At 68.7% G+C, this 14,794-nt stretch carries 14 protein-coding genes; 5 read left to right on the forward strand and 9 right to left on the reverse strand.

The window, feature by feature from the left end:
• Positions 1 to 96: 96 nt before the first annotated feature.
• From G578_RS0122095 to G578_RS0122110, 4 genes are all read right to left on the reverse strand, one after another.
• Positions 97 to 1,143 carry a site-specific DNA-methyltransferase gene (locus G578_RS0122095; RefSeq protein ID WP_051245237.1) on the reverse strand — a complete coding sequence of 349 codons (1,047 nt, stop codon included), beginning with the start codon at positions 1,141 to 1,143 and terminating at the stop codon, positions 97 to 99.
• A 311-nt stretch (positions 1,144 to 1,454) separates the two neighbouring features.
• Entirely contained in the window at positions 1,455 to 2,159 is a 705-nt protein-coding gene (locus G578_RS0122100; RefSeq protein WP_425425919.1) for a ribonuclease HII, read from the reverse strand.
• 136 nt (positions 2,160 to 2,295) lie between these two features.
• A complete protein-coding gene (locus G578_RS0122105) occupies positions 2,296 to 3,543 on the reverse strand; it encodes a PA0069 family radical SAM protein (protein ID WP_028796082.1) in 1,248 nt (415 codons plus the stop codon).
• Between the two features lie 70 nt (positions 3,544 to 3,613).
• Complete coding sequence (locus G578_RS0122110; RefSeq protein WP_028796083.1) at positions 3,614 to 4,105, reverse strand: MarR family winged helix-turn-helix transcriptional regulator; 492 nt, start codon at positions 4,103 to 4,105, stop codon at positions 3,614 to 3,616.
• 165 nt (positions 4,106 to 4,270) lie between these two features.
• Here G578_RS0122110 and G578_RS0122115 point away from each other — a divergent pair, with 165 nt between their 5' ends.
• The gene (locus G578_RS0122115) at positions 4,271 to 4,693 is read left to right on the forward strand and encodes an organic hydroperoxide resistance protein (RefSeq protein WP_028796084.1); all 423 of its coding nucleotides are present in this window, start codon (positions 4,271 to 4,273) and stop codon (positions 4,691 to 4,693) included.
• 52 nt (positions 4,694 to 4,745) lie between these two features.
• Here G578_RS0122115 and G578_RS0122120 read toward each other — a convergent pair whose 3' ends face one another.
• Together G578_RS0122120 and G578_RS27695 are read right to left on the reverse strand one after the other, a co-directional pair.
• Entirely contained in the window at positions 4,746 to 4,949 is a 204-nt protein-coding gene (locus G578_RS0122120; RefSeq protein WP_028796085.1) for a DUF4169 family protein, read from the reverse strand.
• Positions 4,946 to 5,977 (reverse strand): aminoglycoside phosphotransferase family protein, encoded by a 1,032-nt coding sequence (locus G578_RS27695; RefSeq protein ID WP_051245158.1) that lies wholly within the window; start codon positions 5,975 to 5,977, stop codon positions 4,946 to 4,948. The genes G578_RS0122120 and G578_RS27695 overlap by 4 nt, the downstream gene beginning before the upstream one ends.
• A gap of 27 nt (positions 5,978 to 6,004) precedes the next feature.
• Here G578_RS27695 and G578_RS0122130 point away from each other — a divergent pair, with 27 nt between their 5' ends.
• Positions 6,005 to 6,742 (forward strand): glycosyltransferase family protein, encoded by a 738-nt coding sequence (locus tag G578_RS0122130; RefSeq protein ID WP_156907433.1) that lies wholly within the window; start codon positions 6,005 to 6,007, stop codon positions 6,740 to 6,742.
• Positions 6,743 to 6,749: 7 nt separating this feature from the next.
• Here G578_RS0122130 and moaB read toward each other — a convergent pair whose 3' ends face one another.
• The 3 genes from moaB to G578_RS0122145 all read right to left on the reverse strand — a co-directional run bounded on the left by moaB (position 6,750) and on the right by G578_RS0122145 (position 10,277).
• Positions 6,750 to 7,361 (reverse strand): molybdenum cofactor biosynthesis protein B, encoded by a 612-nt coding sequence (moaB, locus tag G578_RS0122135; RefSeq protein WP_051245159.1) that lies wholly within the window; start codon positions 7,359 to 7,361, stop codon positions 6,750 to 6,752.
• Complete coding sequence (locus G578_RS27700) at positions 7,339 to 9,219, reverse strand: lytic transglycosylase domain-containing protein (protein ID WP_093152124.1); 1,881 nt, start codon at positions 9,217 to 9,219, stop codon at positions 7,339 to 7,341. Before G578_RS27700 ends, moaB begins: the two co-directional genes overlap by 23 nt.
• 179 nt (positions 9,220 to 9,398) lie before the next feature.
• A complete protein-coding gene (locus G578_RS0122145; protein WP_051245161.1) occupies positions 9,399 to 10,277 on the reverse strand; it encodes a uracil-DNA glycosylase in 879 nt (292 codons plus the stop codon).
• A gap of 139 nt (positions 10,278 to 10,416) precedes the next feature.
• On the opposite strand from G578_RS0122145, the gene G578_RS0122150 reads away from it, so the two are divergent.
• The 3 genes from G578_RS0122150 to G578_RS0122160 all read left to right on the forward strand — a co-directional run bounded on the left by G578_RS0122150 (position 10,417) and on the right by G578_RS0122160 (position 14,786).
• Positions 10,417 to 12,057: an electron transfer flavoprotein-ubiquinone oxidoreductase gene (locus G578_RS0122150; protein ID WP_028796089.1), complete on the forward strand. Its 1,641-nt coding sequence runs from the start codon at positions 10,417 to 10,419 to the stop codon at positions 12,055 to 12,057.
• A gap of 64 nt (positions 12,058 to 12,121) precedes the next feature.
• Entirely contained in the window at positions 12,122 to 13,870 is a 1,749-nt protein-coding gene (locus G578_RS27705) for a tetratricopeptide repeat protein (RefSeq protein WP_084619117.1), read from the forward strand.
• Positions 13,857 to 14,786 carry a 4-(cytidine 5'-diphospho)-2-C-methyl-D-erythritol kinase gene (locus G578_RS0122160; protein ID WP_051245163.1) on the forward strand — a complete coding sequence of 310 codons (930 nt, stop codon included), beginning with the start codon at positions 13,857 to 13,859 and terminating at the stop codon, positions 14,784 to 14,786. The genes G578_RS27705 and G578_RS0122160 overlap by 14 nt, the downstream gene beginning before the upstream one ends.
• Positions 14,787 to 14,794: the final 8 nt, after the last annotated feature.

Here is a 14,794-nt window from a genome sequence, read left to right on the forward strand (position 1 = left end):
CAAGCGCAGAAGCCCGGACGGGCGCCCGCAATCGTACTCCCCAGGTCGAAGCCGCACCCGTCCAGGCAGGATAGCGCTCGCCGGATCGGACCGGTTCTACGCTCCGACCTTCTCCCCCATTCCCAGGCGGATCTGGGAGCGGAAGGCGTCGATCGGCACCGGCATGCCCTTGCGTTCGGCATGCCAGAAGGTCCAGCCGTTGCATGCCGGCGCGCCCTGCACGGCGGCCCCCACCGAATGGATCGAGCCGCGATGCTCGGCGCTGATCAGGTGGCCGTCGGCCCGCACCTTGGCGGTCCAGCGGCGGCGCGCGTCGAACAGCACCTCGCCGGGCCGGATCAAGCCCTCCTCGATCAGCCGGCCGAACGGGACCCGGGGCTGCTCGCGCTTGTTGGCCAGCGCCAGGGCCAGCGGATCCTCCGCCGCCTCGGTCTCGGCGATGCGGCGCTTGGCGACCTCGATGTACTTCGCCTCGCGCTCCACGCCGATCCAGCGCCGGCCCAGCCGCTTGGCGACGGCGCCGGTGGTGCCGGTGCCGAAGAACGGGTCGAGCACCACGTCGTCCGGCCGGGTGGAGGCCAGCAGCACGCGGGCCAGCAGGCTCTCCGGTTTCTGGGTCGGATGCGCCTTGTCGCCGTTGCCGTCCTTCAGACGCTCCGAGCCCGAGCAGATCGGCAGGAACCAGTCCGAGCGCATCTGCTGGTCGTCGTTCAGCGCCTTCATGGCGTCGTAGTTGAACGTGTATTTCCGCGCGTTCTCGCTGCGCGCCGCCCAGATCATGGTCTCATGGGCATTGGTGAAGCGCTTGCCGCGGAAATTCGGCATCGGGTTGGCCTTGCGCCAGACCACGTCGTTCAGGATCCAGTAGCCCAGATCCTGGAGTGTGGCGCCGACCCGGAAGATGTTGTGATAGCTGCCGATGACCCAGAGCGTCCCGGTATCCTTCAGCACCCGCTGGCATTCCGCCAGCCAGTCACGGGTGAAGGCGTCGTAGGCCTCGAAGCCGACGAACCGGTCCCAGTCGTCATCGACCCCTGCGACCCGCGTGTTGTTGGGGCGGTAGAGCTCTCCGCCGAGCTGCAGGTTATAGGGTGGATCGGCGAAGACCAGGTCGACGCTTGCATCCGGTAGTGTGCGCAGCATGTCCACGCAGTCGCCGGTGAGGATTCGCCCCACCGGCAGCTTGGTCTCTCCCACGTTCTCGCCCCCGTCCGTGCCAAGAAGGAGGGTCGGAGAATCTCACGTGCCGGGACTCCCGTCAACGCTCATGGGCGAATCACTAAATAGACTCAATGAGTTATGAGTCATACCCAAGATATAGTGCTAACTGTGGGCTCTAGACGCTTGGGATGGGGCGGTAGCGGGATGGGGTTCGGTTCTCCGATCCCCTCTTCCCCATCTTCACTCCCCGGAACAAGTCCGGGGAGTGTAAGAGGGTGGCGGGTTGGGGAGGCTTACCCCAGCCCCCGCGCCTCCAGCACGGCGCGGACCGGCGCGAAGCTGCGGCGGTGGTGCGGGGTGGCGCCGAGCGCCGCCAGCCCCGCCCGGTGCTCCGCCGTGCCGTAGCCGGCATTGCGCTCCCAGCCGTAGCCCGGATGGTGCCGTGCCAGGGCGGCCATCTCGGCGTCGCGGGCCTGTTTGGCGGCGATGGCGGCAAGGGCGATGGACAGGGAGAGGCAGTCGCCCTTGACCACCGCCTGGGCCGGCCAGGGCCAGACAGGCAGCCGGTTGCCGTCGACCAGCACATGATCCGGCCGCCGTCCGAGGGTGGCAACCAGGGCGTCCACCGCCCGGGCCATGGCGGTGAGGGCGGCGGCAAGGATGTTGGTGGTGTCGATCTCCGCCACCTCGGCCCGGCCGAGCGCGATCACCGCATAAGGCCGCGCCGCTTCCAGGGCCGCGGCGCGGCGCTCCGCCGTCAGGGCCTTGCTGTCGGCGATCAGACAAGCCACGGAGTCCGGCATCCGGTCCACATCGATCCAGGCGGCTCCGGTGACCACCGGCCCGGCGAGCGGACCGCGCCCGACCTCGTCGACCCCGAACACCGTCGCCGCCCGGCCGAGACCCATCCCGGCCGCCGCCGCCCGTTCCAGCTCGGCCGTCGGGCCGGGGAGTGACGGTCTCAAGCCCGGTGCACCAGATTTCGGGGCTTTGGCCATTTCAATCGGTCCAGCATATCAAGATCTTGCGGCGACAACTTACATGTCGGTTTCACGGTGCGCTACAGGGCGCTACCGGATTTTATACATGAATCCAAAGATTTAACCCAGAGGCAACGGTCGCCCGAAACCCCGCTCAGCCCTCGAACAGCGACATCTGCCGGCTGACCGCGGCCGGAACTGTGAAGCGCGAGGTGTCCAGCCCGCCCATCCGCCGTCCCAGACCCAGCTTCTGGCAGGTGCGGCGGAACCGCTGGGAGATCATATGGGCATACGGCCCTTCGCCGGACATGCGCTTACCCCATTCCGCCTTGTACAATGCGCCGCCGCGGCTCTGGCGCACCAGGGACAGCACCCGCTCCGCCCGGTCGGGGAAGTGGGTGTGCAGCCATTCCTCCACCAGGTCCTTGATTTCCAACGGTAGTCTCAGCAGCACCCAGGCCGCGTGCCGCGCGCCCTCGCCATGGGCGCGTTCCAGGATCGCCTCGATCTCGCTGTCGTTCACGGCGGGGATGATCGGCGCTACCAGCACGCCGCTCGGCACCCCGGCAGCGGCGCAGGCGCGGATCGCCGCCAGCCGCTTCTCCGGCGTCGACGCCCGCGGCTCCATCAGCCGGGCCAGGTCGCGGTCCAGGGTGGTCACCGACATCGACAGCGACGCCAGGCCCTTGGCGGCCATCGGCCCGAGGATGTCCAGGTCCCGCACGATCAGGTCCGACTTGGTGACGATGGTCACCGGATGCTCGTGCTCGGCCAGCACTTCCAGGATGCCCCGGGTGATCTTCCGCTCGCGTTCCACCGGCTGGTAGGGATCGGTATTGGTGCCCAGCGCGATCGGCTGGCAGGTGTAGCCCTTGGCCGCCAGTTCCTTGCGCAGCAACGCCGGCGCGTCCTGCTTGGCGAACAGCCGACTTTCGAAATCCAGCCCCGGGGACAGGCCGAGATAGGCATGGGTCGGCCGGGCGAAGCAGTAGACGCAGCCATGCTCGCATCCGCGGTACGGATTGATGGAGCGGTCGAACGGCACGTCGGGCGACTGGTTGCGGGCGATCACCGTGCGGCTGGCGTCGATGGCGACGGTGGTCCGCAGCCGCGGTTCCTCGTCCTCGGCCCGCTGCCAGCCGTCATCGACCCGCTCCTGGGCGAAGCGCTCGTAGCGCCCGGCCACGTTGGTGACGGCACCCCGACCCTTGCGCGGCGCCGGCGGCACCACATCGCTCGGCGCCTCGTAGCTCGGCGCTACCGCCTCGATAAGCTTGACCGGCTCCTCCGCTTCGTCCGCCTGGCCGAAATCGTCGACGAACGGGTCGCGGGCGACGTCCTGGGCGAACTCGTCAGCAAAGACCTCGAGCGGATCGACCGCAATGGAACGGCGACGGGACATGCCGTCAAAATAGGACGACCGAGAGAACAAAGCAAGAACTTCAATACCCGGGACGGGCGGCCGCCTCGGCTCACTCCCGGTCCAGAAAAGCCTCCAGCCGGTCGCGCAGGGCCACCAGCCGGTCCCGCTCCGCGCGGGCGTCCTCGCGGTTCATCCCGGCCGCCTGGCCGATCGCCAGCGGGATGTCCGATGCCCGCGCGCCGAGGGACCGCCCGGCTTCGGTCAGCACCACCCGGACTCGCCGCTCGTCCTCCGGGTCCCGGCGGCGCTGCAGCAGGCCGCGGGCCTCCAGACGCTTCAGCAGGGGCGTCAGCGTCCCGGAATCCAGACGCAGCTGCGCGCCGAGGGCATTCACCGGGATGTCGTCGCGCTCCCACAGGGCCATCATTGCCAGGTATTGCGGGTAGGTGAGGTCCAGCGCCTCCAGGATCGGACGGTAGACCTTGGTCAGCGCCAGCCCGGCCGAATACAGGGCGAAGCAGAGCTGGTCGTCGAGCTTCGGCGGCGCGGAAGGGGTCGCCGGCGGGGCGTCGGTGGGCGGGGGAGGCGTCTGTTCGTCCACGGCAGGCTCCAGATGAGCCCGGCAGCATACCGGGCGGCCTATTAGATCATACACAATCTTATTGCATGGCTGTCATGTCGTCTGATTGATTGTCAAAAATTAAATCGTGCACAATCTTTATTGCATCTGGACCGTATCGACTCTCTCAGAAACCAGGAGACCGAGATGAACATCCTGTACAAGACCTCCGCCAGCGCCACCGGCGGCCGCGCCGGTCAGGCCCGCACCGAAGACGGCGTGCTCGACGTCACGCTGACCTCGCCGAAGGAGCTGGGCGGCGACGGCGCCACCGGGACCAATCCGGAGCAGCTCTTCGCCGCCGGCTATTCCGCCTGCTTCCTCGGCGCGCTGAAATTCGTGGCCGGTAAGGAGAAGGTGACGATCCCGGCCGACGCCAAGGTCACCGCGACCGTCGGCATCGGCCCGCGCGACGACGGCACCGGCTTCGGCATCGAGGCGGCCCTGGCCGTGTCGATCCCCGGCGTCGATGCCGAGACAGCCAAGTCCCTGGTCGACAAGGCACATGTCGTCTGCCCGTATTCCCACGCCACAAAGGGCAATATCGACGTGGCGCTCAGCGTCGTCTGACCGGCTGGGTCTGACCGGCCCGCGCGTCACTGGCGTGCCGCGACGGCACGCGTCAATCGGGGTCGGACCGGTCCTTGTCCGGTTCGACCTTCCGGCCCTCATGCGCCCGGTCGGCGGCCTCGCGCCGGGCCTGCTCGACCTGGCGTTCGGTCTTGGTGCGGCCGTGCAGTGCGCGATTCTGAGCCGCCTTCTCCGCCGCGTCGGCCCGGCCGCGGCGCTTGCGTTCGGTACGCAGGTTGACGATCTTCCCGCTCACGGGATCAGTTCCTCCCCGCTGAAGGCCCGGTCTCCGATCCAACCGGACCGCGCCTCCTCCATCATCGCCGGATCGACGAAGCGTGCAAGCCTGCGCGCCAGGCCGGAGGTCGCCGCATCGGCCGAGGCCAGCGCCGCCGACAGGTCGTTCGTCGCCGCCCAGGCGCAGGCCCAGCTCGTGGTCCGCAGCCAGATCAGCCGGCGGTAGGGCAGGACCCACGGCCGCACCGCCGCCGCCAGATCCGCCGGTACCTCCGCCGCCCAGGCGCCGTGAAACGCGACGATGTCGGCGCGCTCCGCACCTCCCCGCACCGCCGGATCCCAGGCCAGCGAGGACGGCAGGGAGGCGTGGGCGAGGTCGACCGCCGCGCTGTCGTAGACCGGCCGCTCCACGTCGAGCAGCACCGCCGCCCCGTCCGGCAGAATCCGGAAATTGCCCGGATGAGTGTCAGCGGCCACCAGGCTGGGGGCCGGCCGGGGCGGAGCCTGGGCGATCAACCCCTCGGCCCAGCCCATCTCGTCATCCAGAATCCGCCGGGCATCGCCCTCCAGACGGTCCTGCACCGGGGCCAGTTGCCGGCGGGCGACGGTCAGCAGATATGTCAGCGGATCCGCGGGGTCGACGAAGGGCGCCCGGCGTGTCGGCACGGGCAGACGGTGGATCGCGGCCAGCGCCCGGCCGATCGCCGGCAGATCGGTCGGCAGTATCGGCACGGCGCCGTCGACGTCATCGACCACCAGCGCACCCCAGGGCAGATCGGGCGACACCCGCAGCATCCCATGCAGCCGGGGCACCGCGCCGCTGGGCGCCATACGCCGGAACGCCCGGGCGGCATAGATCAGGTTACGCCGGGGCGACAGGCCCAGATGGCTCATCCGGGGGACCCGCACCAGGCGTCCGCCGGCGAGCCGCCAGTGGCGGTGAACCCGACCCTCCACCGGCTCGGCGGCGATGGCGTCCTCGGACAGAGCGACGGCTGCGGCCAGGGTGGTCCGGGTGGGGTCGACGGAACGGGAATCGGTTATCATTGCGCGGACTTACCATAGGCGAGACCGATGCACCTACCCCGTCCCCGCGCCATGCGCACCGACGCCGCCGCCCATGTCGGCCCTCCGGGGACCCGGCGCATGGGTCTGTCCGTGGTGATCGCGGCGAACGGGGACGCGGACCAACTCGCACGCTGCCTAGCCGCCCTGGTGGGTACGGAGAGCCGCGGCCTCGACCTGGAGACCATCGTGGTCGACCCCGACGGAAACCCAGGCCTGGCCGCCGTCGCCGAAGCCCGGGGTGCCACCCTGATCACCCTGCCCGCCTCCCGCGGTGCGCGCCTCGCGGCCGGGGCCAAGGCCGCCACCGCGGACTGGCTGCTTCTGCTGCGGGCCGAGACGGTGCTGGAGCGGGGATGGGATGCGACGGTCGTGGTGTTCGCCGCCGAAGAGCGCAACCGCGAGCGCGGGGGCTTCTTCCCGCTGGACGTGGTGGGCGACCCCCTGGCCACCCGGCTGATGCGGTTCCGCAACCGCTGGATGGGGCTGCCCTCGGGCGCCCAGGGGCTGGTGATCCGGCGGCGGTTCCTCGTCCATCTGGAGGGAGTGGCGGATCTGGAGCGCGGCGAGGATCTGATCCTGGCCCGCGCGCTCGGCCTCGCCCGCATGGTGGTCTTCGACGTCGCCGCCAGGGTCGAGGCCGGGGATTGGCCGACCGGGGCCGGTGCCGTTCTGCTCGGCGCGCTGAGGATCTTCCTGTTCCGTCTGCACATCCCGGCGCGCTGGCTGCAGCGGCTGGGCGATTGACGCGGCCTCAGGCCTTGGTTTTCTCCCGCGCCAACTCGTGCTCGCGCAGGCGGGGCATGATCTCGACGAAATTGCAGGGCCGGAACCGGAAGTCGAGCTGATAGGCGAAGATCTCGTCCCAGGCATCCCGGCAGGCGCCGGTCGAGCCGGGCACGGCGAACAGATAGGTGCCGCGGGCGACGCCGGCGGTGGCACGGCTCTGCATCGCGGAGGTGCCGATCTTCTGGAAGCTGATCCATCGGAAGGCCTCGCCGAAACCCTCGATCCGCTTCTCGTAGACCTGCTCGAAGGCTTCCGGGGTGACGTCGCGGCCGGTCACGCCGGTACCACCCGTGGAAATCACCGCGTCGATCCCGTCATCGGCGATCCAAGCCTTCAGACGCTCGGTGATGGCGCCCACGTCGTCCGGCACGATGGCTCGATCGGCCAGGACATGGCCGGCGGCGGTCAGCCGCTCCACCAGGGTGTCGCCGGACCGGTCGGTCTCCGGCGTCCGGGTGTCGGAGACGGTGAGGATGGCGATGTTGACCGGGATGAACGGCCGGCTCTCGTCGAGGCGGGCGCCGGGCGCCGCCCTGTTCAGCGCCGTGCCGCCGTCAGTCTTGTCCGAATCGGGCATTGCGGATCTTGAATCCTGTCTCGTCGTCGATGCCGCGATAGATCGCCCAGTCTCCCGCGGCGACGCGGTCGAGGGACGGTGCGGTCTGTCCGAGACGATGTCGGTAGATCCAGACATTTGACAAGACCCGTTCGATGAACTCCCGGGTTTCCCGCGACGGGATGGACTCGATGAACAGCAGCGGATCGTCCTTGAAGTTCACACTCCGCGCCCACCGGCCGAGATTGCCCGGCCCGGCGTTATAGGCGACCAGCAGGCGGAACAGGTCGCCATCCACCCGGTCCAGATGCAGCAGGTGGTCGACGTAGCGCTGACCGAGCTGGAGGTTCAGGGCCGGATCGTAGAGCTCGTGCCGCTCTTCCAGATCGTCGTTGGCGTCCATGTAGTTGGCGGTGCGCGGCATGAGCTGCATCAGCCCGCGCGCGCCGCGGCCGGAGCGCGCCCGCGGATCGAAACCGGATTCCTGCCGGATGATGCCGTAGATCAGCGCCCGGTCGACGGAGAACCCGTCGGCCGGCGCCCAGCGCGGCACCGGATAGAGCGCGGCATGATAGATCCGCCCGGTCGATACCCGGATGATGCCGGCCAGACGGATCGCCAGGCCCGGCATGTTGTGGCGGGTGGCGATGGTCATCAGCGGCTCGCGCAGCGACCGGTCGAGGCGCGGGAACAGCTTGCGCCATTCGCGTTCCGCCCGGCTGCTCTCGCCGACCTGCATCAGGGCGATCGCCCGGCGCGCACCCTCGTGGGAGAGCAGCCGCTTGGCCTTGCGGTCGGTGATCTCCGGCAGCGACCAGTCGAACGGCACCTCCACGCCGAGCGCACGACGGCCCAGCAGACCGTAGAAGGTCAGCGGATACTGTGCGGCGCGGGCGAGCCAGCGGGTCGAATCGGCCGGCTTGCGCAGCTGCAGGGCGGCACGGGCCGCCCAATAGGCGCCGGCGGACCGTTGGGTGCGGGCCGCGTTTTCGGACATGGCGAGCGCAGAGAAGTGCTTTTCGGCCTCTTCCACCTTGCCCAGCCGCCAGGCTGCCATACCGGCGATCCAATAGGCGGCCGGAACATCGTCGCCGGCTTCCTCCGCGCTCTTCGCCGCCAGGCGCAGCGCCTCGGCATCCTTGCCGAACACGAACATGCCCTTGGCGATCTGGCCGCGCTGTTCGGCGAATTCCACCGGATCGAGCAGCCTGCGCACCGCCTTGGTGTCCAGCTTGCGGAGCGCCGCACTCGGAGACCCCTTGCCGATCAGCGACCGGATCTCGCGCGCCAGATTGCGGATGCTGGCCTGTTCGGATCCGCTGCGCTTGCGGGGCGAGACGTAGAAATGCACGTCGCGGACGGCATCCGCGCCGTTGCCGCCGAGGTATCCACGCTCCGGCGCGCGCGGCGCCTTGGCGGAGGCCGGCTTGCGCCGGACGGCGAGACCGTAGATGCGCTTGGCATCCGCCAGATCGGCATAGTCCCGCAGCCAGTCCCGCAGCTCCACCCAGCTCGACCGGTAGGCGGTCGGATGCAGGTAGCGCTGCGCCTTGACGTGACCGAGCAGGATCTTGTTCTGGACCCGGGCGATCAGCGTGTCGGCCGTCTTCCAGTGGCCTTCGCTCTGTTCGGCGAAGATCTTCCGGTAGAGCTCGACATCGCGCTGAGTCAGAATCCGCGGCAGCGGCTGAGCGGCTTCGAGGCGCGACTCATCGAGAATGGCCGGCGGCAGAAGCGCCGTTTCCTGCGCCCGCTCCTGGGCCCGGACACCGGTCGCCACGCCGAACAGCAGGGCGGCACCGAGGAGTCCGACAACCAGGCGATGAATACCACCCCCAAAGGTCGACGGGGATTTGTGGCGGGATTGTGGCGGAGACATGCGATCCAGTTAGTAGGATTCGTTCTACACGGCAAGGTGAGTCACCCCGGCCACGGAACCATTCCTGTGGATAACCGACCCGAAAATCGCTGTCCGAATGCGGAATGAAATTTAATTCTGTATCGATGAATTCAAATAACGTATTTATTGCTCAATATTACGTTAATTTATTGCGATAATTATACTGCCTTCGCGACTTCATCCAGACGGCGACGCAATGCAAGCAAGTCCTTCCAGGCACTCGCCTTTTGTCCGGGGGTCCGCAGCAGATAGGCCGGGTGATAGGTCGCGAGCGCCGGGATCACCCCTCCCGAATTGGGCAGCGGCCAGTCCATCCAGGTGCCCCGCAGGCGGGTGATGCCCTCCTTGCGGCCCATGAGCGTCTTCGCCGAGGTGCCGCCGGCGAACATCAGAACCTTGGGTGCCGCCAGCTCGATATGGCGCTCCACGAAGGGGACGCAGGTGGCGATCTCCGCCGGTGTCGGCTGACGGTTGCCCGGCGGCCGCCAGGGCAGGATGTTGGTTATATATACCGAGTCCGCGCGCGACAGACCGATGCTGGCCAGCATGCGGTCGAGCAGCTGGCCACTGACCCCGACGAAGGGCTTGCCCTGACGGTCCTCGTCGGCGCCGGGCGCCTCGCCGATCACCATGAGATCGGCACCGGTCACACCGTCGGCGAAGACCGTGTTGGTCGCCGTGATCTTCAGGCCGCAGCCCTCGAACCCCTCCATCACCCGCTTGAGGCTTTCCAGGGAGGTGGCGCCCCGCGCCGCGGCCCGGGCGGCGTCCGCCGGGCGATCCAGCTCAGCCTGGGCGGCGCGCGGCACGGCGGGACGCGGCGGTGGTGCGCTCGGGGCGTGGGTCGGCGTCTGCGGGGCGGAGGCGGCGGGTCTCGGCGCCGGCGCCGGATCCGATCTCTGGGCAGATCTCTGGACCGGTTTCGGGGCCGGCACCAGCCGGTTCACCGGGTCGGCGAGTATTGCCTCATCGACGCCGGCCTCCACATACCAGGAAAGCAGCGCGCGGGCTGCCGAGTGGATATCGGCGTCCGTCACGGTCTGTCCCAGGCCCGGATCGGGGCCAGCGCCCCTGGTTTCGCGTACATGGGTGAGTTATGACAGGTCGAAGGGCCGGCGGCCACCGCGCGGTGACAAAGAGATAGAATGTGCCATTGCTTCGAAGCGGGAGTGCAGGATGGAACGGGAGTCGATGGAATGCGATGTCGTCATTGTCGGAGGCGGACCGTCCGGTCTCGCCGCCGCGATCCGGCTGAAGCAGCTCTGTCAGGAGAATGATGTCGATCTCTCGGTCGTCGTCCTGGAGAAGGGGGCCGAGGTCGGCGCCCATATCCTGTCCGGCGCGGTCATGGAGACCCGGGCGCTCGACGAGCTGATTCCGGACTGGAAGGAAAAGGGGGCGCCGCTGAACACGCCGGCGACCGAGGACGAGTTCCTGTTCCTGACCAAGGGGTCGTCGTTCCGCCTGCCGACCCCGCCGACCATGAACAACCACGGCAATTATATCGTCAGCCTGGCCAATGTGGCGCGCTGGCTCGGCGAGCAGGCCGAGGGGATGGGCATCGAGGTCTATCCCGGCTTCGCCGCCGCCGAGGTGCTGTATCACGAAGACGGCAGCGTCAAGGGCGTGGCCACCGGCGACATGGGCATCGGCAAGGACGGCGAGAAGACCGCCCACTACCAGCCGGGCATGGAACTGCACGCCAAGGTGACCCTGTTCGCCGAGGGCTGCCGCGGCTCGCTCACCAAGGGGCTGATGGAGCGGTTCGACCTGCGCAAGGACTGCGATCCGCAGACCTACGGCATCGGTATCAAGGAACTGTGGGAGATCGAGCCGGAGAAGCACACGCCGGGCAAGATCGTCCACACGATCGGCTGGCCGATGAGCGGCGACACCTATGGCGGCTCGTTCCTCTATCATCTGGAGGACAACCAGGTCGCCGTCGGCTTCGTCATCGGGCTCGACTACAAGAACCCGCACCTGTCGCCGTTCGACGAGTTCCAGCGTTTCAAGCAGCACCCCTCGATTCGGCCGATCTTCGAGGGCGGCCGTCGGGTCTCTTACGGCGCGCGCGCCATCAACGAGGGCGGCTGGCAGTCGATCCCGAAGCTGACCTTCCCGGGCGGTGCGCTCATCGGTTGCGCCGCCGGTTTCCTGAACGTGCCGAAGATCAAGGGCAGCCATAACGCCATGAAGTCCGGCATGACGGCGGCCGAAGCGATCTTCGAGGCGCTGAAGGGCGGCGACGCGACGCAGGGCGTGGAGCCGACGGCCTACCCGGACATGCTCAAGAAGACCTGGGTCTACGACGAGTTGTACAAGGTCCGCAACATCCGGCCGGCCTTCCGCGCCGGCCTGCTGCCGGGCCTCGCCTATTCCGCGATCGACACCTACATCTTCCGTGGCAAGGCGCCCTGGACCCTGCACCACCACCCGGATCACGAAAGCCTGGTGCCGGCGTCCCAGGCGCAGCCGATCTCCTATCCGAAGCCGGACGGCAAGATCAGCTTCGACAAGCTCTCCTCGGTGTTCCTGTCGAATACCAACCATGAGGAGAATCAGCCAGCCCACCTCACGCTGAAGGACCCGTCGATTCCGGTGGACTACAATCTGGCGCTCTACGACGCTCCGGAACAACGCTATTGTCCGGCCGGCGTATATGAGATCGTACGCGACGACGATGGTGGGAACCCGCGGCTGCAGATCAACGCTCAGAACTGCGTGCACTGCAAAACCTGCGATATCAAGGATCCCACGCAGAACATTCACTGGGTCGTGCCGGAAGGAGGGGGAGGTCCGGTCTACCCGAACATGTGAGGCTTTGCCTTTGCCCCAGACCGCCCTGCGACCCGCTTCCGCTGCCGGACGACGGACCGGCATCATGAGCGGCCTTCGCACGTTCGCCCCGGCATTCTGCGTCGCGCTGGGCCTGTCGGCCTGCGCCTCCGCCGGCCCCCGGGCCGGGGATGCAGCCGCCGTCCCGCTGTCTCCGAGTGAAATGTCGGCCTCCGGCGCCTTCCTCGCCGGACGGTACGCCGACCGGATTCGCGATGTCGGCCGCGCCAGCAGCTTCATGGACCGGGTCCTGGAAGACGGCGATATCGGCATCGCGCTGAAACGGCGCGCCTTTCTGCTGCGGCTGGAGGCCGGACGCTACGACGATGCGGCCCGGCTCGCCCCCGAGATCGCCGACACCCTCGATGCCAACGCGCCGATCGCCAACATCTTCCTGGCGGTCGAGGCGGCGCGGGCCGGCGATTTCGCCCGGGCCGGCGCCCTGATCGACACCCTGCCGGACAACCGGCTGAACCGGGTGCTCAGCCCGCTGCTGGAAGGCTGGATCGCGCTCGGCCAGGGCCGTCGCGACGACGCGGAGCACGAGATCGAGGGGGTGCTGGAGCTCGAGGGCTTCGCCGTGCTGCACGCCCTGCACAGCGCGATGCTGGCCGATGCCGCCGGCGAAACAGCGCTGGCCGCCGAACGCTACGAGGCGGCCGTGGTCAGCATGCCGGATCCGCCGCTGCGGGTGCGCCTGGTCGCCGCCGACTTCCAGGCCCGGTTCCTGGGCGTCGAACCCGCCATGGCGACGGCGATCGTGACCGATACCGTGTCCGCCGATCCGAGCGATGTCCGCACGTATCTGCGCCGGGCCGCCGATACTCGGAGCGGCGAGCATCTGACCGTCACGGACGGACTTGCCCAGGCCTTCTTCGACCTGGCCAGCGCCCTGCAGCGCGACCGCCGGTCGGAGCTCGGGATGGTGTTCAGCCGCCTGGCCCTGCGGCTCGATCCGGATTTCGACCTGGCGACCCTGCTGATCGCCGAGATCCTGGACGACCGCGAGCAGTACGCCGATGCGCTTGCCCTCTACGATACGGTCCCGGAAAGCTCGGCCTACCGCCTGATGGCCGAGCTGCGGGCGGTGAGCAGTCTGGTCGACCTGGATCGCATGGACGAGGCGGTGGACCGGTTGAACGCGCTGGCGGACCGCCGGCCGCAGCAGATCGACCCGCTGGTCCGGCTCGGCGATCTGTACCGGTCCAACGAAAACTGGAAAGGCGCGATCTCGGCCTATAACCGGGCCTTCTCCCGCCTGTCGGCGGACGATCCCGGCTCTTGGTCGATGCACTATTCCCGCGGCATCGCCCTGGAGCGCGACGAGCAGTGGGACCGTGCCGAGGCCGATTTCCTGAAGGCGCTGGAGCTGCGGCCGGAGCAGCCTTATGTGCTGAACTACCTGGGCTATACCTGGATCGACCAGGGCCGAAACCTGCCCCGGGCGACGAAGATGATCGAGCAGGCGGTCTCCCTGCGGCCGAACGACGGCTACATCGTCGACAGCCTGGGCTGGGCCATGTACCGCCAGGAGCGCTTCGTCGAGGCGGTGGAGCATCTGGAGCGGGCGGTCGAGCTTCTGCCGACCGATGCGACCATCAACGACCATCTGGGCGACGCCTATTGGCGGGTCGGCCGCCGTCAGGAGGCCCGGTTCCAGTGGCAGCGGGCTCTGAGCTTCGACCCGGACAAGGACCTGGCCAGGAGCATCGAGCACAAGCTCCAGGCCGGCCTGCCCGCGGTGCAGTCGCAATCGGTGAAGACCGCGGACACAAAGACGGATGTCGACGGCTGACCGGCGGGGCACGCCGAGGCACCGCATCGCGCCCGCCAAGGTCAATCTCGCCCTGCACGTGGTCGGCCGCCGCGCCGACGGCTATCACCTGCTCGACATGCTGGTGGCCTTCGCCGATATCGGCGACCGGGTGACCTGGCAGCCGGGCGGCGGAGCCTGCCGACTCGACATCGAGGATCGGCTTGAGCGTCCGGAGCCGGTGCCCACGAACACCTCCAACCTCGCCTGGCGCGCACTGGCCCTGGCCGGCCGTCTCAGTGCAAACAGGCTCGGGGCAAACAGGCTCGGGGCAAACAGGCTCGGAGCGGCGTCTCTCGCCGGCACGCTGACCGTCCGCAAGGAGCTGCCGTCCGGCGCCGGGATCGGCGGCGGGTCGAGCGACGCGGCGGCGGTGCTGCGGCTGCTGCTGGAGGGTGCGGGTATCGCTGAGGAGACCCTGCGGACCGAAGCCCTGACGTTGGGGGCCGATCTGCCGGTCTGCCTGGCCGGCCGCCCCGCGCGCGTCGAAGGCATCGGCGAGCGGATCACGCCGGTGACCCTGGGGGCCGCCCTGCCCGTGGTGCTCGTCTGGCCCGGCGCCGGCCTGTCGACCCCGGCCGTCTTCAAGGCGCGCCGTCCGGAGTTCGAAGACGCGGTGTCCGATGTGGCGATCGACGGCCTCGGGCGCGATCCCGTGACCGCGATCGCGGACCTCCGCAACGACCTGGAAGAGACGGCCTGCCGGCTCCTGCCCGTGGTGGGCCGTGCGCTGTCCGCCCTGCAGGCTTCTGCCGGATGCCGGCTGGCCCGCATGTCCGGCAGCGGCTCGACGGTCGTCGGCTATTTCGCCGATCCCGAGGCTGCAACGGAGGCGGCGGCGCGCCTGGCCGCCGACATGCCGGGATGGTGGATCCGCGCCGGAACCCTGCAGGTTTAGCGAAAGTC

Source organism: Thalassobaculum salexigens DSM 19539 (assembly GCF_000423805.1).
In the GTDB taxonomy this organism is placed as follows: Bacteria; Pseudomonadota; Alphaproteobacteria; order Thalassobaculales; family Thalassobaculaceae; genus Thalassobaculum; species Thalassobaculum litoreum.